Source organism: Neobacillus drentensis (genome assembly GCF_036965425.1).
Lineage (GTDB): Bacteria > Bacillota > Bacilli > Bacillales > Cytobacillaceae > Neobacillus > Neobacillus drentensis_F.
This window is the reverse complement of sequence record NZ_JBALPP010000035.1, coordinates 1-23,447: the sequence shown is the minus strand read 5'-3', so window position 1 is coordinate 23,447 and position 23,447 is coordinate 1. Positions and strand designations below refer to the sequence as shown.

The following is a 23,447-nucleotide window of genomic DNA, read 5'->3' as shown; positions in this document are numbered from 1 at the left end:
ACTTGAACAAACCAACATTCATAGGGGGAAATAAGGAAATGAAAAATTTGAAAAAATTTGGCCTTGGTATGACCTTATCGGCATTAATGGTAATAACTGCTGCATGTGGCGGCGGAGCTTCTAAAGATACTGCAGAAGGTGCTTCTGGAAAAGAAAATAAAGAATTAACCGGCTCATTAGTCATCTCAGGATCATCTGCAATGCAGCCATTAGTGGCAGCAGCGGCTGAAGAGTTTATGGCGGAAAATCCTAAGGTTGATATCCAAGTTAATGCGGGCGGATCCGGTACAGGCTTATCACAGGTTGCTGAAGGATCTGTTCAAATTGGGAACTCAGACGTATTCGCTGAAGAAAAAGAAGGTATTCCGGCTGATCAACTTGTGGATCATAAAGTAGCAGTTGTCGGTATGACTGCAGCCGTTAACCCTAAAGTAGGTATTAAGGATATTAAAAAAGAAGATTTAATTAAAGTTTTCACTGGAAAAATCACCAACTGGAAAGAACTTGGCGGTAAAGACCAAAAGATCGTTCTAGTAAACCGTCCTGACTCTTCTGGAACTCGTGCAGTTTTTAACAAGTTCGCACTTGATGGCGCAACTCCTGCTGAAGGAATCACAGAAGATTCTTCAAACACAGTTAAAAAGATTATTAACGAAACTGACGGTGCCATTGGTTACCTTGCATTCTCATATTTCACTGATGATTCTGTAACTCCACTTTCAATCGATGGTATAGAACCGACTGATGAAAATCTACAATCTGGTAAATTCCCAGTTTGGGCTTATGAACACTCTTATACAAAGGGTGAGGCAACAGGCCTTACTAAAGAGTTCCTTGATTATATGATGTCAGATGATATTCAAAACAATTTATTAAAAGATCAAGGTTATCTTCCAGTTACGAAAATGAAAGTAGAACGTGATGCAAAAGGAAATCAAAAAGACATCTAATTAGATGGACAATTACATTAGGGTAAGTGCGCATGGCATTTACCCTATTATGACGTATTTTAGGGGTGTTTAGTATTATGGAAAAGCTTATTCCTGCAAAAGAAAGATTGTTGAAATCCGAAAAGAAATGGATGGATGGCGAATTACGCGGGAAGATTCTTGTTATTTTATGTGCTGTGATCATGATATCAGCTACAATCTCAATTACTATTTTCCTCGGTTCAAAAGGTTTACAATCCTTTATCCATAATGGTGTAAGTCTTATTGAGTTCATAACCAGTAAGCACTGGAATCCCACTAATCAAGTCAGCCCGCAATATGGGGCATTACCGTTTATCCTTGGTTCCTTTGCTGTAACGTTTGCAGCTGCACTTGTAGCTGCCCCGTTAGGAATTGGCGGCGCGATCTTTATGACAGAAATTGCTCCATCGTGGGGCAAAAAAATCTTACAGCCAGTGATTGAACTATTAGTCGGCATCCCGTCTGTTGTTTATGGATTCATCGGACTTACAGTATTGGTTCCTTTTATTCGTGAGCATGTGGGGGGACTCGGATTTAGTTTACTTGCTGGAACCATAGTTTTAGCAATTATGATTTTACCGACAGTAACAACCATCGCGACAGATGCCATGAGCTCACTGCCAAAGAACCTACGTGAAGGGTCTTATGCTCTTGGTGCAACACGTTGGCAAACAATTCGAAAAGTGTTAATCCCTGCAGCGATGCCCAATCTGCTTACTGCCATCGTCCTTGGTATGGCAAGGGCATTTGGAGAAGCATTAGCCGTACAAATGGTCATCGGTAACGTTAGAGATTTACCATCAAATATCCTTGATGCATCAGCAACATTAACGACGATCATAACTTTAAACATGGGTCATACCACTTACGGAAGTGTCGAAAATAACACACTTTGGTCAATGGGGTTAATTTTATTAATCATGTCGTTCGCGTTTATTCTCCTCATTCGCTATCTATCCTCAAGGAGGAAAATGTAATGAACAGTAAAACAGCCGATCGTATCGCTACAGGTGTATTTATAGCAATTGCTATTATTATCATTTCTATATTAGTTGGCTTATTTTATTATATTTTAGTTAATGGACTTAAACATGTTTCGTTAGATTTCTTAACATCGCCTTCAAGTAATGTTCGGGCAGGCGGAGGAATTCGAGACCAATTATTCAATTCGTTTTATATTTTACTCATTACGATGTTAATTGCTGTTCCGCTGGGAATTGGCGGCGGAATTTATATGGCTGAGTATGCTAAGCCAGGGAAGGTAACAGATATCATTCGTTCATGTATTGAAGTATTAGCATCTCTTCCATCGATTGTAATCGGGATGTTTGGATTATTAATGTTTGTTAATTTAACGGGCTGGGGTTATACCATTTTGGGAGGTGCCTTAGCGCTTACTGTATTCAATCTGCCGGTCATTGTACGTGTCAGTGAGGATGCAATAAGATCAGTTCCTCGTGATTTAAAAGAGGCAAGCCTGGCACTTGGAATTACCCATTGGCATACGATTAAAACGGTTATATTACCTAGTGCTTTTCCATCGATATTAACAGGTGCAATCCTAGCTTCCGGCCGTGTGTTTGGTGAAGCGGCCGCACTATTGTTTACAGCAGGTCTTTCTACTCCAAGACTTGATTATGCAAATTGGAATCCATTTTCGGAAACTTCGCCATTGAATATTTTTAGACCGGCAGAGACCCTTGCCGTTCACATTTGGTCTGTAAATACCCAAGGATTAATTCCCGATGTTGAAGAGGTATCCAATGGTGCCGCAGCAGTTTTAGTTCTATCAGTATTAATTTTTAACCTATTGGCCCGATGGATTGGAAGCATGATTCATAAGAAAATCACAGCAACTAAATAAAGGGCGGGGAGAAAAGATGGTTACAGCGTTTAAAGATGAACCAATAACAAATCGTATTTTAGCTAACAACAGTCAACAACAAAAAGAACAAATTTTACAAATAAATCATTTAGAGATTTTCTATGGTGAAAAACGCGCGGTAAACGGAATAACGTTGGAAATTGAAAAAAATGCGGTAACAGCACTCATTGGTCCTTCAGGCTGCGGGAAGTCTACCTTTTTGAGAAGTATCAATAGAATGAATGATCTTATTCCAGGAGCAAGGGCTGAAGGCGAAATTATATATGAAGATCTGAATATTTTATCTGAGGATATAAATGTTGTGGCCTTAAGGAAGGAAATAGGCATGGTGTTTCAAAAGCCGAACCCTTTCCCAAAATCAATCTATGAGAATATTACTCATGCCCTTAAGTTTGCCGGGATAAAAAAGAAAAGTGAGCTTGATGTAATTGTCGAAGAGAGTCTTCAAAAAGCAGCATTATGGGATGAAGTCAAGGACAGGCTTCATAAGTCGGCACTTTCACTTTCGGGTGGACAGCAGCAGCGTCTCTGCATTGCTCGAACAATTGCGATGAAACCGACTGTCATGCTTCTGGATGAACCATCATCCGCGCTTGATCCGATTTCAAATGCTAAGGTTGAGGATTTAATTGTGGATTTAAAGAAGGACTATTCTATCATCATCGTTACACACAATATGCAGCAGGCTTCCCGGATTTCCGATAAAACTGCTTTCTTCTTAAGTGGAGATTTAATTGAATACGATGCTACTGAAAAAATCTTTACAAACCCATCTGTTAAAAAGACAGAAGAATATATCTCTGGAAGGTTTGGATAAGGAGGAGACAGGATGTCAATCGCAACATTAACAAGAGAGGTATTTCATATTCAAGACCTTAATTTATGGTACGGAGAACATCATGCTCTAAAAAATATTAACTTTCCAATTAATAAAAAAGAGGTAACGGCTATTATCGGACCTTCAGGCTGCGGTAAGTCTACGTTTATTAAAACATTGAACCTGATGATTAATATGGTACCAAATGTAAAAATGACGGGCGAAATTAATTTCAATGGTCAGAATGTCTTAAATGAAAAAATCGATCTTGTTGACTTAAGAAAACACGTTGGAATGGTTTTCCAAAAGGGCAACCCTTTTCCACAATCTATATATGATAATATCGCCTATGGCCCAAGGATTCATGGAATCAAACGAAAGAAAGATTTGGATGAAATCGTAACGAAATCTTTAATGGATGTGGCCCTTTGGGATGAAGTAAAGGACCGTCTTCATGCTCCGGCGCTAGGGCTATCTGGAGGTCAGCAGCAAAGATTATGTATTGCACGAGCACTTGCGACAAAACCAGATGTACTGTTAATGGATGAACCGACCTCCGCCTTGGACCCAATTTCTACATTGAAAATCGAGGAATTGATTTTAGAATTAAAAGAGAAATATACGATTGTAATTGTGACCCATAACATGCAGCAAGCTTCCAGAGTTTCAGATAAGACTGCATTCTTTTTAATGGGTGAATTAATAGAATTAGATTCTACTTCAACAATTTTTTCAAATCCTAAAGATTCACGCACAGAAGGCTATATTACTGGAAGATTCGGATGATGAGGTGACGATATGAGTACGAGAGCAAACTTTGATCAAAATTTAAAAGAGCTGAAAGCAATGCTCTTAAAAATGGCTAGTAAATCTGAGTATGCAATTAAAGAAGCAATGATTTCTCTAATTAATCAGGATATCGAAAAGGCTAAACTTGTTATTAAGCGTGATAGTGAAATCAATGAGTTGGAACATGAAATAAATGATAAAGCTTTGTTACTAATTGCAAGAGAATCTCCTGTTGCATCGGACCTAAGGAAAATTAATGTTGCATTGAAAGTTTCGTCTGAAGTAGAGAGAATGGCTGATATGGCTGTAAATATTGCCAAATCAGCAGTTCATATTGGGGAAGAAAAGCATATTAAAGAACTTGTTGATATTCCGAATATGATGGAAAGGGCTTTAGATATGGTTGCTGAGTCGATAACTGCTTATTATTCGGAAGATATTACGATTGCTAAGAAATGTGCAGAAAAAGACGATGAAGTGGATAAAATGTTTGGAAGATTAATCCAAGAGCTCTTGGGGTACATTCCACAAAATCCTAACTCCACGAACCAAATTATCCAATTAGCGTTTGTTTGTAGATTTTTAGAAAGAATTGCAGATCACTCTACAAATATCGCAGAGAACGTTATTTATCTTGTAACTGGTCAACGTATTGATTTGAATGCCTAAGGTGAAGCATAATTGCTTCACCTTTTTTGTCGAAGCACAAGCAAAATGCGACAATTTGCGTTTATTGTCTCCTTGTCTATGAGGTGATACGATTAAATTAACAATTATTGAATAATTTGTTTTTTTTCGCATAAAATGTAAGTTTGCAGAATGGAGGAAAACATGTTTAATGAATTAATCAAAAATAATGGACCCACAAAGGATGAAAACTCCTCAAATAACTCTATGCCACAGACTTATATTCCTCAAACAGGTGAATTAAAAGCAAAGCTTGTCACACCTCGAAAACTATTTCTCTTCTGGGATGTTTCAAATGTAGCCAAAAGAGTAATTGAATTATTTACTAATTACAAACTTGAGGAACATGTTGCAGATATTAGAATTTATGATGTTACTGATTTAATTTTCAATGGAAGAAATGCTAACCACTTTTTTGAAATTACAGTTCCCTACCAAATGGGTCATTGGTTTGTAAAAGGATTGGCTGCCAATCGCCGCTATGTTGCTGAATTAGGTATTCAAATGCCGGATAAGGGCTTTTTCCCAATTTTCAGGTCAAACTGCTTGCAAACTCCCATTTTTGAAATATCAGGCGAAAGTGGACTTAATTACGACATATTACAGTTTCACCGATATGAAGAAAATCCTCCGAAATGGCTGGATTATGTAAGCACCTATAGTTATTATTTGAATGAAAAAAACATAGAGGAGAACAATGTCACGAAGTCCATGTTTTAACGTTCAAAGCTGAAAATTTATTAATGAAAACGATGAAATTGTACCATCAAATAATTTGTAAAAGGTGTATGCGATATGAACTTAACAGATTCACAAAAAAATAAACCGTCTCTTGAACCTCAGGCTGCCATTGATTCGCTTCAGTTTATACCCGGTATTTGGGTTAATGGAAAATATTATTGGCTTCATAATTGTACAGAAAAGGTAATTTTTGATGAAGAATTGATTATAAGAGTAAAAAATGAACCTATTCATTCAAAAATTCGCTTTTCCAGTGTTTTTGTAAGTAATCACAGTAATCATAGGAAAGAGATCAAAGTTTTAGTTATGCACCATTATGCGAATATTAAACAAGACAATTTAACATTCGTGTCACCGACAGATAGTAGAATTTTTCATGTTGCAGATAAAGGTATTTTTCTGGTTAATGGAAAATTTGACGAATTTGGTATGAAAGAATATACTACCATTCCACAATGGTCAGCCTATACGGACAAAATTTGGAGTTCATTGCTTAAAGGAAGCTTAAAATATCAGCCGATGACTGGGGGCCCTGCTGCTAGTATTTACGCCATTAGAATGTCATTGGTTCAGCATGAGACGAGAAAAATGAATACTTGGACAATTGCAGGATCGAGCAAAAATGAATTGATTTCAATGGAGCAAGGACTTTTAAAAAACACACTAGCATTTCCTTTTGAAAAGTGATATTATAGAAAAGTCGTATGAACGAACTAGCTTAATCGTTTGGAGGGAAATAACATGCGTGTTAATATTACGTTAGCTTGCACTGAGTGTGGAGACCGTAACTATATTTCAACAAAAAATAAACGTAACAACCCAGATCGTCTTGAGCTTAAGAAATATTGCCCAAGAGAAAAGCGCACAACAGCACACCGTGAAACAAAATAAGCAGTAGGGCTTCCTGCTGCTTTTTTTGTTGTCTAAAAATGGAGGTCACTATTGATGAATAATAAGAACTCCCTTCGTAATCAAATGAAAGAAACTCTTTCAAAGCTTTCAAAACCCCTTTACGAGGATTATTCTTATAAAATTGCCACCAGGGTATATAATGAGAACGATTGGAAGCGAGCAAACGTGATTGGAATTACCGTTTCAAAACGGCCAGAGGTCGATACATATCAAATTATTCGAAAAGCTTGGGAAGAAGGAAAAACTGTTGTAATTCCCAAGTGCTATCCGAAGGAAAAAAGGCTATCATTTCGAACATTAACGCAATTTTCACAGTTAGAATCCGTTTTTTATGGCTTATACGAACCCATTGTGGAATTAACAACCGAGGTGAATCCTGCCGATATTGACCTTTTAATTGTTCCTGGCTTAGCTTTCACAAAAGAAGGTTTCCGCTTGGGCTTTGGCGGCGGTTACTACGATCGCTTATTAACAAAGTTTAATGGTAAAACCTTATCACTTGCCTTTAATGAGCAAATGATTTCACAATTTCATGTCGAGGAGCATGATATTCCTGTTTCAAAAATTGTTACTGTGGAAGAGGTCATTCATATAACGTAATGACGCCATTATTGATACAGGGGGTGATCCTTATTACCGGCACATCGGGATATTTACTTAACTCCTTAACCAAGTCAGGTGCGATTGCGGCTATTTTAACTGGACTTGCTGTTTATTTTGGTTTTGGGGTAAAGGGGCTGTTCCTGTTAGGGGCATTCTTTGCCACTTCAAGCCTTTGGTCAAAATATAAAAGTGCGGCTAAAGCTTCCATTGAAGAAAAATTAGCAAAAGGTGCGACAAGGGATTGGCGTCAGGTTGCTGCAAATGGAGGGGCTGCCGCCCTTTTTAGTATCATTTATTATTTTCAAAATGAAAGCCTTTGGTTAATGGGTTTTAGCGTCTCTCTTGCAAGTGCTAATTCGGATACGTGGGCTTCTGAGATCGGAAGTTTAAGCCGAAATAATCCGATATACATACGAACCTTTAAGCGAATTGAAAAGGGGACCTCTGGGGCAATTAGTTTATTAGGAAGTGCAGCAGCAATTAGCGGGGCCCTTTTGATCACTATCCTTACAATGCTTTTATTTCATTTGCCTGTTTACGAAAGTTTGATTATTTTTTTGTTTGGATTTTTAGGGAATGTCATCGATACTATAGTTGGTGCCTATTATCAACAAGAATATAGATGTGTTAACTGTGGAATTCATACTGAAAAAAAGGTTCACTGTGGTAAGCCTACTAGGCGCATAAAAGGTGTTCCATTCGTGGATAATGATATGGTTAATTTTCTGTCCGGTTTAATAGCTGCAATTTTAGCGATTTCGCTCATCCATCTTTCATGATATTTGGTTAACAAAATTGTCAAAGAGATAACGGTTTCATTTAATTTTTACAGTAAAAAAAGATTGTGAAATGATATACAATCTAAGTGTAGACAAATAAAATAACCAAACCAGATTTGTAAGGAGGAATTTTTATGTTAAATCGTGTTAATAGAGTGGCTCTTATTGGGACTGGGTTTGTTGGCTCAAGTTACGCATTTGCTTTATTAAATCAAGGCATTACTGAAGAGCTTGTTTTAATCGACTTAAATAAAAATAAGGCTGAAGGAGATGCAATGGATTTAAATCATGGCTTACCCTTTGCACCTTCTCGAACAAAAATCTGGTACGGCAGCTATGAGGATTGCGGGAAGGCAGATCTTGTAGTTATCACTGCAGGTGCTAATCAAAAGCCAGGGGAAACCCGGCTTGACCTAGTTGAGAAAAATACAAGAATTTTTAAGGGGATTGTCGAAGAGATTATGTCATCCGGCTTTGATGGTATTTTTCTAGTAGCAACCAATCCAGTAGATATTTTAACTTATGCTGTCTGGAAGTTTTCAGGGCTTCCAAAAGAACGGGTTATTGGATCAGGTACAATCTTAGATACAGCACGTTTTCGCTTTTTACTTGGAGATTATTTTGACGTTGATACAAGAAATGTCCACGCATATATTATCGGCGAGCACGGTGATACAGAGCTGCCAGTTTGGAGTCACGCCGATATTGCAGGTACTTCGATCTCTGAATGGACAAAGAATAAAGAGGGATTCAAACAAGAAGAACTTGACCAAATCTTTTTAAATGTCCGGGATGCAGCCTATCATATTATTGAACGAAAAGGGGCTACCTATTATGGTATTGCCATGGGCTTAGTAAGATTGACGAAGGCAGTATTACAAAATGAAAATTCAGTTCTAACTGTTTCCGCCTATTTAGATGGTGAGTACGGTGAAAAGGATATATACATCGGAGTACCGGCTGTGGTAAACCGTAACGGAATTAGACAGATTGTCGAGCTGGATTTAAATGAAGATGAAAAACAGAAATTTACACATTCTGTAAATGTTTTAAAGAATACAATGGAGCCTGTTTTTAAAAATATTTAATGGTTTATTATTGGATAAAAAAGTTATCATCTTCACAGAATAGTAGCAGGAGGGATGATAATGTCTCGAATGTTAACATCTATTTTAATGATAGGGTCAATTGGTTATTTTGTATTCCGTTTCCGTTATCGTTTAATTAATGTCTTGTTAGGCTCTGGCTGGATGCGGAGAATTGCGGTTGGTTCTATAATGAGTTTACCTGGTGTGAAACGAAAAATGATGCAATCGGTGTTTGGAGGACCATCTGAATGGTGAAAACCACAGATGGTTTTTTTTTATATTATTGGACCGTGTACATTTCGTTTATAATGAAGAAATAGAGGTTAATAGAAAGTTGGTGAGAAATGAATAATAAAGAAGGTTACATATTCTGGAAGCTTGCCTATGAGTTAATAGCAGATCATGGCTATAGAATTATTCAATTATTCGAGAATCAAAAAGAGCTATGGCTTGAGAAATTAGAAAATAAACCTGCTCCCATTATTAGAATGCTCCTCCATGATTTAGATTGGAGTAATGCGATGCAAAGAGATATAGAGTTTACCGCGATAAATGGGGAAAGAGTTCGAAGGCAAATTGGCCGCCATGAATTACGTGTCATTAACATTTATGTCAGTCAATACCCGCCTGTTGATGAGTATCAATATCGTCTATCAACTCCATATGTGAATTCAGAATCCAATAAAACAACCGTTCGTTCGATATTATTGGCAATGGATGAATATGAATCAGGGTTCCAGCAAATTTCCGCTCTGATGCAAACAGACGTTCAATTTCCCATTAAAGATGAAATAACAGAAATGGATGTTGACGCTCTTAAGAAAACGACTTTGGGGCTTGCTGTTCAAAAGGTAAATTCAGAAAAGGCACTTTTCATGAATGGGAAACCGTTTATTACTTATATTTTACTTATTATGCAAATTGCGGTTTTTCTCTGGCTTCAACTTCATGGTGGAAGTACAAATACTGCAACTCTAATTAAATATGGAGCCAAAATGAACCAGCTAATATACGAAGGTGAATGGTGGAGGTTTATTACTCCGGTATTTCTTCATATTGGATTTGTTCATTTGGCCATGAATTCTCTTGCGTTGTATTTTCTTGGAACTACGGTGGAACGGATATTTGGTAATGTTCGTTTTTTATTCATTTATTTGTTTGCAGGAGTTACTGGTGTTATTGCCAGTTTTATATCCAGTTATAATTTATCAGCAGGGGCAAGTGGTGCTATTTTTGGCTGTTTTGGTGCCTTGCTTTATTTCGGGGTAATCTACCCTAAATTATTCTTCCGGACCATGGGGTTTAATATAATTTTTGTCCTGGCAATCAATCTCATTTTTGGGTTTTCTTCATCAGGAATTGATAATGCCGGTCATCTAGGAGGCCTGTTCGGGGGATTCCTGGCTGCAGGGATTGTACATCTCCCTAAAAAACGGAAGATTGGATTGCAAATATTCATTTTCATTATTTCTGCTATTATTTTATGGGGTTCGTTATATTATGGATTTAGTAATTCATCAAAGTTGATTGGTGAAAAATCTGCTATTTCGATGGCACAGGAGTATATTCATCAGGAAAAATATGATCAGGCATATGATACATTAAAGAATTTCGAAGAGACGGGGGTCAATCCTTCTGAAAAATTATATTTAATCTTATCCTTTGTTGAATATAAGGAAAAGTTGTATCCAGATGCAAAAAATCATTTGCAAACGGTGGTAAAACTAGAACCAAATACAGCTGCAGCCTATTATTATCTGGCATTGGTAAACTTAAATGAAAATGATATCAAGGAAGCCAGAACAAATGCAGAAAAGGCACTAAAATTAGAACCAGATAACCAGGATTTTGCAAAACTAGTCCAATTTATCAAAGCTAATGGAGGACAGTGAGCCTTTAAATTTTAATTAACCTTTTTTCAAAATATATTTCCTTGAGGAGAAATGTGGCATACGGTATACTTTTTCTATAATATTTTTTCCTCCATTTAATAAATTAAGGGGATTCTAAATGAAAACGGTTTATGAAATTCAACAATTTTTAAAGAAATTTGGAACGATCATTTATATCGGAGATCGAGTCGCAGACCTAGAACTAATGGAAGCGGAATTAACGGAGTTGTTTCAAGCCCAATTAATTGAGCAAAGGGAATATCAAACAGCCCTTTTAATTTTAAGACAAGAAATACAATTTCTAAAAGAAAAAAGTCAATTATAAAGATAGGTGAGATTAATGTCAGATCAGTGGTTCGCAGGTGTTGATTTGGGAGGAACAACGACCAAAATTGCTTTTATATCAATGAATGGAGTTATCGTACATAAATGGGAAATTCCAACAGATAATTCGAATGAAGGTCAAAACATCACTTCTAATATTGCAAAATCAATCAATAAAAAACTAACTGAACTTGGTGCCAACCGAGAACAATTAATTGGAATCGGAATGGGAGCACCTGGACCAGTAGACTATGAAGCAGGAATTATCTTAAATGTTGTCAACCTTGGGTGGAAGGATAACTACCCGCTTAAAGAAAGCTTAGAGGCAGCAACCTCCTTGCCAGCAGTAATTGAAAATGATGCCAACTGTGCCGCATTAGGAGAAATGTGGCAGGGGGCAGGTAATGGAGCGAAGGACCTGGTTTGTGTCACCCTGGGAACTGGTGTTGGCGGTGGGGTCATTGCAAACGGAAATATTGTTCAAGGGGTTAACGGTGCTGCGGGAGAAATTGGCCATATCACCGCCATTCCTTTTGGCGGGGCTCCGTGCAATTGTGGGAAGTCAGGCTGTTTGGAAACAGTTGCCTCAGCAACTGGCATTGTTCGTTTGGCTAATGAAGCACTTTTAAAAGACGGATCAAATGGAGAATTAGCTGAAAAGCATGCAGCAAATGGAAATATTACCGCAAAAGATGTTTTTGATTCTGCACGAAATGGTGATTTATTGGCTAAAAAGGTATTAGATGATGTTTCATTCCATTTAGGATATGTTTTGGCCAATATAGCAAACACACTTAATCCTGAAAAAATCGTTCTGGGCGGCGGTGTATCAAAAGCTGGTGATATTTTATTGAAGTCTGTCAGAGAAAACTTTGAAAAATATGCATTCTCATCAGTAAAGGATTCTACTAAGCTAGCGGTTGCTACGTTGGGAAATGATGCTGGAGTACTTGGAGCGGCATATCTCATTAAAAATAACTTAAACCTGTAAGAGAATTAGAAAAAAGCCTGCATTTATTGCAGGTTTTTTCTTTTGAAATCATTTTTCCAAATCTCTTTCATATGTTACATATAAAATGGAGGGAGATATTATGGAGATAATTGTACGCTCCGGAGATACCTTGTCATATTTGAGTAATTTGTATATGGTACCGCTTGAACTCATTATCGATTCCAACCCGGATGTCGATCCAATTCATTTAAAAGTCTCAGAAAAAATACTTTTGCCTGGATTTATTTCTGTACCATATACCATTAAAAAAGATGATACCTTTTGGAAAATTGCCCATTCTAAAAATATAGACGTTGATGCCATTCTTTTATTAAATCAAAACCTGGATTCTAAAAAGTTAATATTGGGTGAAACGATGTACTTGCCTGAAAGGATTACTAAACCCAATATATCAGCAAAAGCAGGCTGCGATTATAAGAGTTTAGTTAAAATAATTAATCATTTTCAAAAGGTATACCCCTTTATAAAAGTTACTGTAATTGGAAACAGTGTACTTGGAAATTCGATTCATGAAATTCGGATTGGAAAGGGTGCTAAAAAAGTACATATGAATGCCTCTTTCCATGCGAATGAATGGATTACAACTTTGGTGCTGATGAATCTGGTAAATCAGTATTTGCTTTCTTTAACAAATGGAAGCTTAATGGGAGGGAGGAATACTCTTGAACTATATCAAAATGTAGAATTGTCTATCGTTCCAATGGTTAATCCCGATGGAGTGGATTTGGTTTTAAACGGGCCTCCTATTAGTTTAAGAGATGAAGTCATCAGCATTAATGAGGGTACGGATGATTTTATTCATTGGAAAGCCAATATCCGAGGCATTGATTTAAATAATCAATTTCCGGCTAACTGGGATATTTATAAACAAAACAAGCGGCCCAAATCACCAGCGCCAAGGGACTATCCAGGCGATTTGCCGTTAACGGAACCAGAAGCTATTGCCATGGCTGATTTGGCAAAAAATAACCCATTTAATCGTGTATTAGCGTTCCATACCCAAGGGGAGGAGTTTTATTGGGGTTATGAAGGCTTTGAACCTGCTGAATCAGAGACGATTGCTAAAGAATTTGAAAAAGTCAGCGGATATGAGGCGATTCGCTATGTAAATAGCCATGCAGGATATAAGGACTGGTTTATTCAGGAGTTTAAACAGCCAGGTTTTACGTTGGAGTTAGGAAAAGGAATAAACCCCCTGCCGCTATCGCAATTTCCAAAAATATTGAAACGGGCAGAAGCAATATTTTTAGCAGCCCTTTATTTATAAATTTAGTAAGCTCATTACTTGTATTGTCCGTATATTCTCATTAAAATTAATTATCATTATGGAAAAAAGCAAAAGAGGGATACAAGGAGGGGGAAGATGATTCTGTTAAAGAGAAAAGTGTCCTATCAAAATCATACTTTGTCCATACTATTGATTGTTATGACCCTCCTTTTAAGTGCCTGCGTGAATAAAGACCCGCAGAAATCAAAGACTTCAGCTAAACCAGATAAGAGCAAAACTCCTACTACAGAACAAAGAACAGAATGGAAGCTGCCTGTTTCACCACCAGAAGGTGAATTTTACAAATTTGCAGGGTGGATCTCAGATACCGAAGTCCTCTATATAACAAACGTCGAGCAGACTTCCAATGTCTACCGATATCAATTATTAACCGGCAAAAGTGCTTTAATTTATAAAAGTAAGTATCCAATCGTTACTGTTGAAATTAGCCCATCAAAAAATTATATTTTAATTCATTCCTCTCCATCTTCGTATGAGGGCTTAGTTACAATAATCGATGCTAAGGGTTCACAAAAACTAAATAAATCATTTCCCTCTCATGAGTTAGAGTTTGAGTGGAATCCATATAACGAGTCAAAAATACTCGTTACCAAATTTGCAGAAGATTGGACTTTCTCTGTTTCATTACTAGACATCGAAAATTCAAAAACAAAGGAGCTTTCCATACCTCAGCCATTTATTAAATGGATGAATGAAGAGGAAATAGCTTTCCTAAATTGGGATGAAAATAATCCTGCTTTATTTGCTCCACTTATCGGGATGAACCTGGATGATGAAAGTAAGAAACCAATATTTTCATCAGCCATTCATTTTTCAACATTTCGCCATTTAATTATGACTGTCACGGTGAGTAAGCAGGATCAATCTAAGGCTGTCTATTTCTTCTATGATCAAAGCAAAAAAGAAATATTTTCATTCTCTATCCCGCAATTAACGAATTTCTCGGATTGGTTAGTCCCTTTTTATGATTACAATGAGAATAAGGGACAATTTATCACTCTTCAACCGCTGAGTAGTGGTGAAATTGATTCTTATACGAGTGGTTTTCAATTAGTATTATATGATGTTAAAAAGGGGAGCAATAAAGTTATTATGGAAGGTTTAGAAAACGCGCCCATAACGATTTCACCATCCGGCTATGCCTTGTTATTTGGAAACAGTTTTGAAAATATTATCGATTTAAAAGCAAAGAAAAAATATAAGCTGATAAAAGAATGACATAAAAAAAGACTGTCGGCTGACAGTCTTTTTTTTAATGTGTTCCAGTAGGGAAACCGTGTTCAACGATGGTCATAACTGTAAACCAGCCAAAAACAAGAAAGGATGCTACACCCCAAAATGCACCTAGCATATTTTTATCCTTTAGTGACCTTAATCCTCCAAATACAGCGAGCAAGGTAACGAGAGCAAAAATGATAACCAAACCCATGAGAAATCCCCCTTTATAAGTAATAAGCAGGCATGAAGCCTAAGTTTGAAAGAAAATTATGTAACAATATTATATACATTCGATTCCTATTTTATATTTTTTTCTTTCATTTGTCGAGGGCAAAAGTGACAACAATATTATATGCCCTGGCAATTTTCTGAATCAGTTCAATATTGTCTTTATCAATAAAGAAAAGAGCTGACCCATTTTCCCTTGTTTCAAACACTAAATGCTCCTCAAATTGATACATCGCCATTTGAATGTCATTTTGATTTCCCTTGGTAATACAAAAGGGAAGGATATCAGACGCAAATAGACCGCAATGGTCAACGTCTAATTCAATCGCATAATCCTCGAAAGTTGTGCTCTTTTTACCATTTGCCACAACCAATAACGGGTGAATATGTTCAAAAAGATCAGCAGCCTCTAATAATTCTTGTGCGAGGTTCGCCTCCTCATCTATAAGGTAAATAAAAAAGTTTCTAACATTCCAATTAATGTTGGTCTCTTGAAATAACAAATCATGAATTTCTGGGAAATCGGCAATTTCAGAATTAGCTTCGACTGCAAAAGCTTGTTTCATTTTAGTATCCCCCTTTTATAGGCAATTCTTCCGCCTTCTTAATTAATAGTGTAAAATAATTGTATCTCAATTCCAATTTGGAGGACAATGAAAATGAAATGGCAGCAAATACCCTTAGGAAGTATACAGACCAATTGTTATATTGTTGAAAATCCGGATCGTGCTTGTTTAATTTTCGACCCGGGCGGTGAAGGAAAAAAACTGATCAATTTATTAACAAAGAGAGGCTTAAAGCCCGCTGCAATCCTGCTTACCCATGCGCACTTTGACCATATTGGCGCAGTAAGTGAAGTAAGAGATTTTTATAATATTCCCGTCTATATTCACAAACAGGAAGAAAAATGGCTCGGGGACCCAGCGCTAAATGGATCCGCCTTCTTTAGGTTAATTGAAGAAATTAGGGTAAATCCCGCCGACCATCTTATAAAAAATGAAGGCGTAATGAAAATCGATGATTTTGAGTTTACTGTATTACATACACCAGGTCATTCACCTGGAAGTGTTTCTTATTATTTTGAAAAAGACGGGTTTGTCATCTCAGGCGATGCTCTGTTTCAAGGCAGTATTGGCCGAACAGATCTTCCAGGCGGAAATCAGGACCAGCTGTTAAAAAGTATTCATGACAAGCTCTTAACATTGCCAGAGGAAACCTATGTATTATCAGGACATGGGTCTGCAACAACGATTGTTGATGAAATGGATGGTAATCCGTTTTTGAATGGCTTCTAACTTGTGTATGTGTTAGTAGTTATCGTTGATTTTGGCACTCTGTTGAGTGGAGCGAAGCGCCTGGAGCGCAAATCAACAGCCAAGATTAATCTAAATAGAAAGACCCTTCTCATAAAGAGAAGGGTCTTTCTGGGGGATGTTCTATTCATAATAATGGGAGGGGATATTGTTAAGCTACTAATTTTACAATATAATAAAGTTTTCACTATGTCAATAGTGTTAATTCGAAGGAGCAATGATGGATACATATTTACAACAGCTAATTTCTAATTCACCAAGTCGTCTTATATCCTATGCTGACTTTATTGGTGCAGCCCTTTATCATCCGCAATTCGGATATTATATGAAAGATAAACAAAAAATTGGACGTCTTGGCGACTTTATTACTACGAGTAATATCTCAGACGTATATGGCAGGCTAATCGCCAAATGGTTTTCACGAATATGTAAAATAGCGAATCTTGAACCTGTATTTTGCGAAATTGGGGCAGGGAATGGCAGATTTGCTCAATCTTTCCTGCAGGAATGGTATGAAACAATCAATACTCCATTACAATACATTATTGTGGAAACAAGTAACTTTCACCGAAACCTGCAAAAGGAATTACTAAAAAATTATCCTTCCGTGATCCAAATTGAGAATTTGATGGAACTGCACGCCTTTGAAGGGGTGATTTTTTCCAATGAACTCTTTGATGCACTTCCGGTTCATGTCATTGAAAAAAATCATGGGCAGTTATCCGAGGTGATGGTCGGTTATCAAAGTGAAGGTTTTGTAGAGAAAAAGATACCTCTAGAAAATGAAGATATTCTCCGCTTTTTACGGGAAAGCGATCTAACTTTGCGTGATAGTCAACGGATAGAGATTCCTTTAGCAATGGAAAAAATGTTGCAGAATATATCGAATGTACTTACCAAAGGATTCGTAGTAACGGCTGATTATGGATATACAAATGAAGAGTGGAGGAATCCCAGAAGGGCAGAGGGAAGCTTGAGAGGATATCAACAACATCGGATGATAAATAATGTCCTAGAAAATCCAGGTGAAATGGATATTACCACGCATATCCATTTTGATTATCTTATCCAAAAAGGGGAACAAGTAAGTTTACGATTCTTAACAAAACTTCGGCAGGATGAATTTTTACTTAAAACGGGTATTCTTAAGGAACTAGAGGACCATTATGACCCCAATCCTTTTTCAGAGGTTAGCAAAAGGAATAGGGCTATACGAAGTTTGATCATGCCATCAGGAATGAGTTCTTACTTTCATATTATTATTCAACAAAAAGCTCTTCAATTAAGTGAAAGTGATCTATTCTCCGTATAAAAAATAAAAACGCCGGTTTTAACGGCGTTTTTATTTTTTCTTATTCTCCGCCACCAAGTGGCATCATGAACGTTGTCCAATATGTAAAGCCAGCGAAGAAAATAGTTAAATATGCTCCGAAAACATACAAATACATACGCTCGGAAAGTTTAAGATAACTTAACAGAACAAAGAATCCTGTTTGGGCTAAGAAAAGCATAGCTGTCTTATCCAAATCACCAAGATATAACATAACGGTGAAAATGCCCGTCCAGAAACCACAAACTCTGAACATGCGATCCATATGTATCCCTCCTTTTACCCTACGATACCATCATTACAATATTATAAAGAAAAGGAGGTGCAATGTAAATAATGGTTTCGAATTAGTTTGTGACAAGTGCTTGATAAGAACAGGTTTCACAACCGGAAATCATATTTTCTTTTTCAATCAACTCTACCGATTCAAAAAGAGCTCCAAACATTCCTTTTAAAAATTCATGGTGCATACTGCAAACTGTTTCCGTATGTTCTTCAGCCACTTCTTTAAAAGGACAATTAAAAATTTGGAAGTATATTTTGGTTTTTTCGCCATTTGCTTCAAATTCCGGATAGAAACCTGCGAGTGTTGCTGCACTCTTTAATATATTTAGCTTTTGCTCGAATTCTAATTCTTCACCAAGTGAACTTTTTGTCATTTCCTGCTCAATAATTTCTGCACCAAACCGTTTTCCAGTTAAGAAAAGGGCCTCTCTGCCAACCTCCCCAAGGGAAATCATGGTTTGAATCGCAACCTTCGAAAGGAGCATATAGTCACGGTATGGAAAATGCAGCTGAATAACATCATCAGATAAGCGATATAATCTGCTAGGTCTGCCGCCTTTACCCGTTTTTTTTGTTTCGGATGCCAACATATTCACATCTTCAAGCTTTGATAAATGCAGTCTTGCCACATTTGGATGAATATTAAAATTATCTGCCACTTCTTGAACAGTTACTTCTTGATGGCGTTTCGTAATGTATTGATAAATGTAGTACCGCGTTGGATCTGACAAAACGTTTGTAATTTTTAAAGTTTGTTCCATCTCTAGTTCACCTCGGACCCCCATAATTTATTCCATTATAATACAGCAATAATAAAGAGGGAATGAGGTTAACAAGGTATACACTATATGTTTAGAAAATGTTCACATTTATAGACTTTATATTGTAACAATATTTATATTTGGATTGGAATTGAAGGGGATAGTATAATGTCAATGTGTTATTATTGGAATGTAAAAAAAGAGAAGCGGTCATGAAGGACCACTTCTTATATTTTCCTTCTTTTCTTAACTTCGGTGTATAGGATATAAGGGAGAATTCCAAACCAACGATACCAAAAGGAAGCTCTTCCGTCTTTACGTTCTTGACGTATACGTTTCCTTTCCTCTTTTGGCTGGTCTGCATATTTAACAATCGTTTGTGTCATATATTTTACATAATCATTCGTTTTCATGGACACACCTGCCTTTTTATACACATATAAGTATGTCCAAAAATTATTAATTCAAACAAATTAATTCATTTTTTCGACCCATTTTATTAACTTTTTTGTTCTCGTATCAAAATATCCTATCCCATATACCATTTCTCCAGAGTATAGGTTAAGCGTAAAATTGACCTTCTGAACATACACTATAGGAGTTTCCGCCTGATATCCCAAATTGCCCTTTTGATAAACGAGCGTTCCTTTTAAAGGAATTGCTCCAGCTGATTGGAATAGATTCTCAATTTTTTTCACTGATGAGAGAAAATAATACTCTTCCTGCAGAATTGTGGCCGTTTCATGACCCATTTTTCTTTCGGATAGTATTTGTTCAATATGGATTGAGAGAAACATAAGAAAAAGGATAAGCAGGCAAAGTGTTAAAGGATAAGTAAATCCACTTTGACTATTTTTCATGGGGCTGCATTCCAATTCACTATGGAGTAAGCAATCACTGAATAATCTTTCCCTGAAAGATCCTTAACCGTTACTTTTACCGAATTGTTTTGAATGGAAAAGGAATACTGAGATACATTTTGCAGAAGAATTTCATGTCCGGTGGAATCGACCCGCCTGCGCAGATTGGATCCATATTTCTCATATTGAATCGTTTCTGCGTCCTTTGTCAGGATTAATCGGCCAGAAATAACTTGGGCCTTTGTGGACAATCGGATTTCTTTTTTTATCTGATTGCAAAAAACTTCCCACTCCATAGATTGTAATTCTGCTTGCGAATCTTTGCTGTTAAACAAAATTTGAAAAATAGGCATCATAAAAAAAGCTAGGACAGAAAAAATGGAAAGGGCAATGAGCACTTCGATAAGCGTAAAAGCTTTATCATTCAAGTTGGCTGCAAATTTGGGTTTGTTTATGGATTGAACTGTCATCAACTCTAACGCACACCTCCTTATACTGGCTGTTTTCAGTCCAATTAATTTTGTACTCAATGCTATTGTGATTAACTGAGTAATTTAAGAAAACGGGGTTATTGTTTAATTTTGCTTGTAGTTCCTCAAACATGATTTGACGGGCCTTTTTTTCAATTTCCAGTGTTCTAGCTTGAGCTCTTATATCAATTAATAGTGGGATTAAAAACAGACAAATCATTAAAAGGGCTGAAAGTGATAATAATAGTTCCAGTAAAAAAAATCCATTATTTTTTCGTAACATAAAACCGTCCCTTTCCAATCAAAACGGTCAAGAGGTAATCATTTTTCTGAGTGTGGATCACAAAGGAACCAAATTTATTTACATTTCCGTCCTGCAGGAATTTGAAATAAAAGGGGAGAGTTCCTACCGTGAGATTAATGTTGGTTGAATATGTTCTCTCAACTATGGGCGGTACCTCGGTCCGCAAAAACATATAATACTTATACTCACTGGGGATAAAAACTACCGATACTTCATGTTGATGTGAAATTGCATAGTTCTGAGCATAATATAAGTCTGCCTTCAATTGGGTAAGAAACGCTGCATCTTCTAATACAGCATGCTGTGGTTTTAAAGAAATGGCTGTAACTAGGGAAAGAATTATAAAGATGGAGAGAACGACCAAGGACTCAACTAATGTAAATCCTTTTTGGTTATTTATCATGATGAGGCAACGGAAACATTTCCTGCAGCATCGATGACAACATTCTTGCCGTTAGGACAACCTTGATTTTCTTTTAAATATCCTGCTGTTTCCAGTTCAGCCAGGGTAGGAACCTCGTTATGTTCCATTTCGTAAGCCTGAACCTGGGCTTGAACCATTTTTACATATGCATCACAGCCTTTGTTATTGATATTCGAATTATGTTTTGTGACATTCGGAATCGTAATCATTAATATTACTGATATCACGAGCATAACAATCATCATTTCAATTAAGGTAAATCCCTTTTCGTTTTTTATTTTTTTAAAGTTCATTTTAAAAACCTCCATTTTTTAGATTCCATCCATTAGATGAAACATTGGTAATAAAATAGATAGATACATCGACACAATAAGAAGGCCAATAAATAAGTAAAGAATTGGTTGAATAGTTTTTAAGCTTTTTTCAATTAATTCCTCCATGATTGACACGCAATGCTTGCTGAAAAAAAGCAATTCCTGCTCTAATTTTCCATTTTCTTGGCCATGCTTCATAATCATTGGAAATTCTTTTTCAAAAAACGAAAAAGTTGCAATAATCGTCTCTAATTTTTCTCCGGTAACAAGCTTTGATTTAATTGTTTTACCCAGTTCACTATAAAAGGGCTGTTTTTCATTTTGCTCAAAAAGAACAAGAGCTTCTGAAACTGAAATTCCGCCGGATAAAAGGAAACTTAATTGTATGGAAAAGTAGTGGGTAAACAGCAATTTGAGGATTCTGCCAGCAATAGGTATCCGAACAAGAAGTTCCCGTTGCCTTAGGATAGAGTATTTTCGGAAGATGAAGAAGTAGTAGATTGCTGTTAAGAATAACAGGACAAGCATTGTCTCAATATAGACAGGAAAATAATGATCAAAGGCGTAAATGACCCTTGTAAAGAAATTTGCTTCAAGGCCAAGCGATGCAAATAGGGTCGTAAATCTCGGGAGCAGGGTATTTTCTATAAACACAAAGAGGAACCCAGTGATCAGGATTAAAACAAAAGGATATTGAAGAAGTTTTATCAGCTTATGTAAATCCTTATTTTTCAATTGTGCAAGGCTGCTTCCCTCGAGAAGGGCTTCCGCGAAGCTCCCATGCTGTTCAGCAAAATAAACATAACCAATTAAGTCTTTGTGAAATCCTAGTTTGTCCAGTGCATCATGAAAAGGCAAACCTCTTTTTAACTCTACTAAACAATCATATAATTCCTCCTTTCTAGATTTAGGTAAATGTAATGATATCGACTCAATTGCAGCTGCAATTGGATACCCCCTGGCTAATAGTTCACCAATTCTTTTTAAAAAGGCGGCTTGCTCGTTAACTGACCATTTACGTTTTTTCATGATCGTATACCAGCCGGTCATATTCAGATTCTTGTATATAACCAAGGGCAATGCCCTTTTTAATCACATCTTTAATTGTCCGATAATGTGTTTCAATGTTCTCACCTTTTGCCGCTTTCATGGTATTGCTTAAATTTCTTCCTGATAGCAGTTCAAACACGCTGGCTCTTTTCCATCTTCCATCTGAATAACATAATGGTGAACAATCTCCCTCACAATAGGGGCAGGTTAGCTCTACCAATCTTTGTCCTGTAACGGCAATTAATGTCTGTTCCACCTCTAACCAATTGACACCGAATTCTCTGAGGCGGTAAACCGCACCTCTGGCATCCCTTGTATGCATCGTGCTGAGAACCAAATGCCCAGTGAGAGCTGCTCTTACGGCAATTTTAGCTGTTTCGGCATCCCTGATTTCCCCAACCATGATAATATCAGGGTCATGACGAAGAATGGCCTTTAAACCGGCTGCATAAGTGACGCCGGCTTTTTCATTGACCTGTACCTGCAGAACGGATTCGTAGTTTTTTTCTATTGGGTCTTCAAGGGTGATGACATTACGATGAAATAGGTGGGCAGTTTCATTCAAAAGGGAGTAAAGTGTGGTAGTTTTGCCGCTGCCAGTTGGACCTGTAAAAATAATTAATCCATGAGCATGTTTGAGAAGTGCCAGCAGTTTTCTAGTCATAGAAGGGAAGAGTGAGAGTTGATGAAAAGGAATTTGTTCCTGCTGAGGTAATAGCCGGATCACAAGACTTTCTCTGTTGTTAGATGGAAGAGTGGAAAGCCTAAGGCCCATTAATTGTCCATCGACCTCGCAAAAAATGGCTCCGCTTTGCGGGCGTCTTCTTTCTCCGATATCCATATTGGCTGTAAATTTAAAGTGTGAGATTAATCTGTCGCATTCTTCTTTTGGAAGTGATAATCGGGGAATGAGCTTGTTAGTTAAACGAATCTGGACAAGAGTGTCTTTCTTCCGTGGAATGATATGTATATCTGTTGCCTGGTTTCGGGCTGCATCTGTGATGATCCTGTTTGCTAAAATTTCAATTGAGCTAACAATCGGTAACACCACCTTTTTATATTGTCTTTACATAAATTTCGACATGTTTCTCTCTTTTCCTCC

General features: G+C 37.0%; 32 protein-coding genes. 20 read left to right on the top strand and 12 right to left on the bottom strand.

Annotated features, from left to right (window positions below; translation table 11 throughout):
- Positions 1-38 precede the first annotated feature (38 nt).
- The 18 genes from V7161_RS09835 (at position 39) to V7161_RS09750 (ending at position 15,006) form a co-directional block, all read left to right on the top strand.
- On the top strand, positions 39-950 hold the full coding sequence (locus V7161_RS09835) for a phosphate ABC transporter substrate-binding protein (RefSeq protein WP_335444634.1): 912 nt from the start codon (positions 39-41) through the stop codon (positions 948-950).
- 77 nt (positions 951-1,027) lie between these two features.
- Positions 1,028-1,948 (top strand): phosphate ABC transporter permease subunit PstC, encoded by a 921-nt coding sequence (pstC, locus tag V7161_RS09830; protein ID WP_420491603.1) that lies wholly within the window; start codon positions 1,028-1,030, stop codon positions 1,946-1,948.
- Positions 1,948-2,835, top strand: coding sequence for a phosphate ABC transporter permease PstA (gene pstA / locus V7161_RS09825; protein ID WP_335444632.1), 888 nt, complete (start codon positions 1,948-1,950; stop codon positions 2,833-2,835). The genes pstC and pstA overlap by 1 nt, the downstream gene beginning before the upstream one ends.
- A gap of 16 nt (positions 2,836-2,851) precedes the next feature.
- Entirely contained in the window at positions 2,852-3,673 is an 822-nt protein-coding gene (gene pstB / locus V7161_RS09820; protein ID WP_335444629.1) for a phosphate ABC transporter ATP-binding protein PstB, read from the top strand.
- Positions 3,674-3,685: 12 nt separating this feature from the next.
- Entirely contained in the window at positions 3,686-4,459 is a 774-nt protein-coding gene (gene pstB / locus V7161_RS09815) for a phosphate ABC transporter ATP-binding protein PstB (protein WP_335444627.1), read from the top strand.
- 12 nt (positions 4,460-4,471) lie between these two features.
- Positions 4,472-5,131, top strand: coding sequence for a phosphate signaling complex protein PhoU (gene phoU, locus V7161_RS09810; RefSeq protein ID WP_335444624.1), 660 nt, complete (start codon positions 4,472-4,474; stop codon positions 5,129-5,131).
- 162 nt (positions 5,132-5,293) lie between these two features.
- A complete protein-coding gene (locus tag V7161_RS09805) occupies positions 5,294-5,869 on the top strand; it encodes a DUF4912 domain-containing protein (RefSeq protein WP_335444621.1) in 576 nt (191 codons plus the stop codon).
- 75 nt (positions 5,870-5,944) lie between these two features.
- Positions 5,945-6,577 carry a hypothetical protein gene (locus V7161_RS09800; RefSeq protein WP_335444618.1) on the top strand — a complete coding sequence of 211 codons (633 nt, stop codon included), beginning with the start codon at positions 5,945-5,947 and terminating at the stop codon, positions 6,575-6,577.
- Positions 6,578-6,631: 54 nt separating this feature from the next.
- A complete protein-coding gene (gene rpmG / locus V7161_RS09795) occupies positions 6,632-6,781 on the top strand; it encodes a 50S ribosomal protein L33 (protein ID WP_015594975.1) in 150 nt (49 codons plus the stop codon).
- A gap of 54 nt (positions 6,782-6,835) precedes the next feature.
- Positions 6,836-7,402 (top strand): 5-formyltetrahydrofolate cyclo-ligase, encoded by a 567-nt coding sequence (locus tag V7161_RS09790; protein WP_335444614.1) that lies wholly within the window; start codon positions 6,836-6,838, stop codon positions 7,400-7,402.
- An 11-nt stretch (positions 7,403-7,413) separates the two neighbouring features.
- Positions 7,414-8,184 (top strand): DUF92 domain-containing protein, encoded by a 771-nt coding sequence (locus V7161_RS09785; protein ID WP_335444612.1) that lies wholly within the window; start codon positions 7,414-7,416, stop codon positions 8,182-8,184.
- 134 nt (positions 8,185-8,318) lie between these two features.
- Complete coding sequence (locus V7161_RS09780; protein ID WP_335444610.1) at positions 8,319-9,272, top strand: L-lactate dehydrogenase; 954 nt, start codon at positions 8,319-8,321, stop codon at positions 9,270-9,272.
- 60 nt (positions 9,273-9,332) lie between these two features.
- Positions 9,333-9,527: a hypothetical protein gene (locus V7161_RS09775; RefSeq protein WP_335444606.1), complete on the top strand. Its 195-nt coding sequence runs from the start codon at positions 9,333-9,335 to the stop codon at positions 9,525-9,527.
- A gap of 89 nt (positions 9,528-9,616) precedes the next feature.
- Positions 9,617-11,164, top strand: a complete 1,548-nt coding sequence (locus V7161_RS09770; RefSeq protein WP_335444604.1) for a rhomboid family intramembrane serine protease — start codon at positions 9,617-9,619, stop codon at positions 11,162-11,164.
- 118 nt (positions 11,165-11,282) lie between these two features.
- A complete protein-coding gene (locus V7161_RS09765; protein WP_289988005.1) occupies positions 11,283-11,489 on the top strand; it encodes a YqgQ family protein in 207 nt (68 codons plus the stop codon).
- Positions 11,490-11,504: 15 nt separating this feature from the next.
- Positions 11,505-12,479, top strand: a complete 975-nt coding sequence (locus V7161_RS09760; protein WP_335444601.1) for an ROK family glucokinase — start codon at positions 11,505-11,507, stop codon at positions 12,477-12,479.
- A gap of 100 nt (positions 12,480-12,579) precedes the next feature.
- The gene (locus V7161_RS09755; RefSeq protein WP_335444598.1) at positions 12,580-13,767 is read left to right on the top strand and encodes a M14 family metallopeptidase; all 1,188 of its coding nucleotides are present in this window, start codon (positions 12,580-12,582) and stop codon (positions 13,765-13,767) included.
- Between the two features lie 96 nt (positions 13,768-13,863).
- The gene (locus V7161_RS09750) at positions 13,864-15,006 is read left to right on the top strand and encodes a hypothetical protein (protein ID WP_335444595.1); all 1,143 of its coding nucleotides are present in this window, start codon (positions 13,864-13,866) and stop codon (positions 15,004-15,006) included.
- A 34-nt stretch (positions 15,007-15,040) separates the two neighbouring features.
- Here the strand turns inward: V7161_RS09750 and V7161_RS09745 are convergent, their stop codons facing one another.
- Positions 15,041-15,217 carry a DUF2759 domain-containing protein gene (locus V7161_RS09745; RefSeq protein WP_223591389.1) on the bottom strand — a complete coding sequence of 59 codons (177 nt, stop codon included), beginning with the start codon at positions 15,215-15,217 and terminating at the stop codon, positions 15,041-15,043.
- Positions 15,218-15,323: 106 nt separating this feature from the next.
- Positions 15,324-15,800: a hypothetical protein gene (locus V7161_RS09740; protein ID WP_335444592.1), complete on the bottom strand. Its 477-nt coding sequence runs from the start codon at positions 15,798-15,800 to the stop codon at positions 15,324-15,326.
- Between the two features lie 93 nt (positions 15,801-15,893).
- On the opposite strand from V7161_RS09740, the gene V7161_RS09735 reads away from it, so the two are divergent.
- Entirely contained in the window at positions 15,894-16,529 is a 636-nt protein-coding gene (locus V7161_RS09735; protein ID WP_335444588.1) for an MBL fold metallo-hydrolase, read from the top strand.
- Positions 16,530-16,767: 238 nt separating this feature from the next.
- Entirely contained in the window at positions 16,768-17,859 is a 1,092-nt protein-coding gene (locus tag V7161_RS09730) for a class I SAM-dependent methyltransferase (RefSeq protein ID WP_335444586.1), read from the top strand.
- Between the two features lie 40 nt (positions 17,860-17,899).
- Here V7161_RS09730 and V7161_RS09725 read toward each other — a convergent pair whose 3' ends face one another.
- The 10 genes from V7161_RS09725 to comGA all read right to left on the bottom strand — a co-directional run bounded on the left by V7161_RS09725 (position 17,900) and on the right by comGA (position 23,393).
- Entirely contained in the window at positions 17,900-18,142 is a 243-nt protein-coding gene (locus V7161_RS09725; protein ID WP_289985032.1) for a DUF2626 domain-containing protein, read from the bottom strand.
- 82 nt (positions 18,143-18,224) lie between these two features.
- Positions 18,225-18,923: a helix-turn-helix transcriptional regulator gene (locus tag V7161_RS09720; protein ID WP_335444581.1), complete on the bottom strand. Its 699-nt coding sequence runs from the start codon at positions 18,921-18,923 to the stop codon at positions 18,225-18,227.
- 227 nt (positions 18,924-19,150) lie between these two features.
- The gene (locus tag V7161_RS09715) at positions 19,151-19,336 is read right to left on the bottom strand and encodes a YqzE family protein (protein WP_223591394.1); all 186 of its coding nucleotides are present in this window, start codon (positions 19,334-19,336) and stop codon (positions 19,151-19,153) included.
- A 60-nt stretch (positions 19,337-19,396) separates the two neighbouring features.
- Positions 19,397-19,783, bottom strand: a complete 387-nt coding sequence (comGG, locus tag V7161_RS09710; RefSeq protein ID WP_335444578.1) for a competence type IV pilus minor pilin ComGG — start codon at positions 19,781-19,783, stop codon at positions 19,397-19,399.
- Positions 19,780-20,253 carry a competence type IV pilus minor pilin ComGF gene (gene comGF / locus V7161_RS09705; protein WP_335444678.1) on the bottom strand — a complete coding sequence of 158 codons (474 nt, stop codon included), beginning with the start codon at positions 20,251-20,253 and terminating at the stop codon, positions 19,780-19,782. Before comGF ends, comGG begins: the two co-directional genes overlap by 4 nt.
- Positions 20,204-20,536, bottom strand: a complete 333-nt coding sequence (gene comGE / locus V7161_RS09700) for a competence type IV pilus minor pilin ComGE (protein WP_335444576.1) — start codon at positions 20,534-20,536, stop codon at positions 20,204-20,206. The genes comGF and comGE overlap by 50 nt, the downstream gene beginning before the upstream one ends.
- Positions 20,520-20,960 (bottom strand): competence type IV pilus minor pilin ComGD, encoded by a 441-nt coding sequence (comGD, locus tag V7161_RS09695; RefSeq protein ID WP_335444574.1) that lies wholly within the window; start codon positions 20,958-20,960, stop codon positions 20,520-20,522. The genes comGE and comGD overlap by 17 nt, the downstream gene beginning before the upstream one ends.
- Complete coding sequence (gene comGC / locus V7161_RS09690) at positions 20,957-21,274, bottom strand: competence type IV pilus major pilin ComGC (protein ID WP_335444571.1); 318 nt, start codon at positions 21,272-21,274, stop codon at positions 20,957-20,959. The genes comGD and comGC overlap by 4 nt, the downstream gene beginning before the upstream one ends.
- 18 nt (positions 21,275-21,292) lie before the next feature.
- Positions 21,293-22,324: a competence type IV pilus assembly protein ComGB gene (comGB, locus tag V7161_RS09685; protein WP_335444569.1), complete on the bottom strand. Its 1,032-nt coding sequence runs from the start codon at positions 22,322-22,324 to the stop codon at positions 21,293-21,295.
- Complete coding sequence (gene comGA, locus V7161_RS09680) at positions 22,311-23,393, bottom strand: competence type IV pilus ATPase ComGA (RefSeq protein WP_335444567.1); 1,083 nt, start codon at positions 23,391-23,393, stop codon at positions 22,311-22,313. The genes comGB and comGA overlap by 14 nt, the downstream gene beginning before the upstream one ends.
- Between the last annotated feature and the right edge of the window lie 54 nt (positions 23,394-23,447).

Bases quoted from the DNA above. Each gene is read 5' to 3' on its own strand.
- V7161_RS09765 (WP_289988005.1), top strand. From the start codon at position 11,283: ATGAAAACGGTTTATGAAATTCAACAATTTTTAAAGAAATTTGGAACG.
- V7161_RS09760 (WP_335444601.1), top strand. From the start codon at position 11,505: ATGTCAGATCAGTGGTTCGCAGGTGTTGATTTGGGAGGAACAACGACC.
- V7161_RS09800 (WP_335444618.1), top strand. From the start codon at position 5,945: ATGAACTTAACAGATTCACAAAAAAATAAACCGTCTCTTGAACCTCAG.
- comGD (WP_335444574.1), bottom strand. From the start codon at position 20,960: ATGATAAATAACCAAAAAGGATTTACATTAGTTGAGTCCTTGGTCGTT.
- V7161_RS09790 (WP_335444614.1), top strand. From the start codon at position 6,836: ATGAATAATAAGAACTCCCTTCGTAATCAAATGAAAGAAACTCTTTCA.
- V7161_RS09735 (WP_335444588.1), top strand. From the start codon at position 15,894: ATGAAATGGCAGCAAATACCCTTAGGAAGTATACAGACCAATTGTTAT.
- V7161_RS09745 (WP_223591389.1), bottom strand. From the start codon at position 15,217: ATGGGTTTGGTTATCATTTTTGCTCTCGTTACCTTGCTCGCTGTATTT.
- pstB (WP_335444627.1), top strand. From the start codon at position 3,686: ATGTCAATCGCAACATTAACAAGAGAGGTATTTCATATTCAAGACCTT.
- pstB (WP_335444629.1), top strand. From the start codon at position 2,852: ATGGTTACAGCGTTTAAAGATGAACCAATAACAAATCGTATTTTAGCT.
- pstA (WP_335444632.1), top strand. From the start codon at position 1,948: ATGAACAGTAAAACAGCCGATCGTATCGCTACAGGTGTATTTATAGCA.
- V7161_RS09720 (WP_335444581.1), bottom strand. From the start codon at position 18,923: ATGGAACAAACTTTAAAAATTACAAACGTTTTGTCAGATCCAACGCGG.
- comGG (WP_335444578.1), bottom strand. From the start codon at position 19,783: ATGAAAAATAGTCAAAGTGGATTTACTTATCCTTTAACACTTTGCCTG.
- V7161_RS09775 (WP_335444606.1), top strand. From the start codon at position 9,333: ATGTCTCGAATGTTAACATCTATTTTAATGATAGGGTCAATTGGTTAT.
- comGF (WP_335444678.1), bottom strand. From the start codon at position 20,253: ATGACAGTTCAATCCATAAACAAACCCAAATTTGCAGCCAACTTGAAT.
- V7161_RS09730 (WP_335444586.1), top strand. From the start codon at position 16,768: ATGGATACATATTTACAACAGCTAATTTCTAATTCACCAAGTCGTCTT.
- V7161_RS09780 (WP_335444610.1), top strand. From the start codon at position 8,319: ATGTTAAATCGTGTTAATAGAGTGGCTCTTATTGGGACTGGGTTTGTT.
- comGB (WP_335444569.1), bottom strand. From the start codon at position 22,324: ATGAAAAAACGTAAATGGTCAGTTAACGAGCAAGCCGCCTTTTTAAAA.
- V7161_RS09805 (WP_335444621.1), top strand. From the start codon at position 5,294: ATGTTTAATGAATTAATCAAAAATAATGGACCCACAAAGGATGAAAAC.
- V7161_RS09750 (WP_335444595.1), top strand. From the start codon at position 13,864: ATGATTCTGTTAAAGAGAAAAGTGTCCTATCAAAATCATACTTTGTCC.
- V7161_RS09740 (WP_335444592.1), bottom strand. From the start codon at position 15,800: ATGAAACAAGCTTTTGCAGTCGAAGCTAATTCTGAAATTGCCGATTTC.
- pstC (WP_420491603.1), top strand. From the start codon at position 1,028: ATGGAAAAGCTTATTCCTGCAAAAGAAAGATTGTTGAAATCCGAAAAG.
- rpmG (WP_015594975.1), top strand. From the start codon at position 6,632: ATGCGTGTTAATATTACGTTAGCTTGCACTGAGTGTGGAGACCGTAAC.
- phoU (WP_335444624.1), top strand. From the start codon at position 4,472: ATGAGTACGAGAGCAAACTTTGATCAAAATTTAAAAGAGCTGAAAGCA.
- V7161_RS09835 (WP_335444634.1), top strand. From the start codon at position 39: ATGAAAAATTTGAAAAAATTTGGCCTTGGTATGACCTTATCGGCATTA.
- comGE (WP_335444576.1), bottom strand. From the start codon at position 20,536: ATGTTACGAAAAAATAATGGATTTTTTTTACTGGAACTATTATTATCA.
- V7161_RS09715 (WP_223591394.1), bottom strand. From the start codon at position 19,336: ATGAAAACGAATGATTATGTAAAATATATGACACAAACGATTGTTAAA.
- V7161_RS09725 (WP_289985032.1), bottom strand. From the start codon at position 18,142: ATGGATCGCATGTTCAGAGTTTGTGGTTTCTGGACGGGCATTTTCACC.
- V7161_RS09770 (WP_335444604.1), top strand. From the start codon at position 9,617: ATGAATAATAAAGAAGGTTACATATTCTGGAAGCTTGCCTATGAGTTA.
- V7161_RS09755 (WP_335444598.1), top strand. From the start codon at position 12,580: ATGGAGATAATTGTACGCTCCGGAGATACCTTGTCATATTTGAGTAAT.
- comGC (WP_335444571.1), bottom strand. From the start codon at position 21,274: ATGAACTTTAAAAAAATAAAAAACGAAAAGGGATTTACCTTAATTGAA.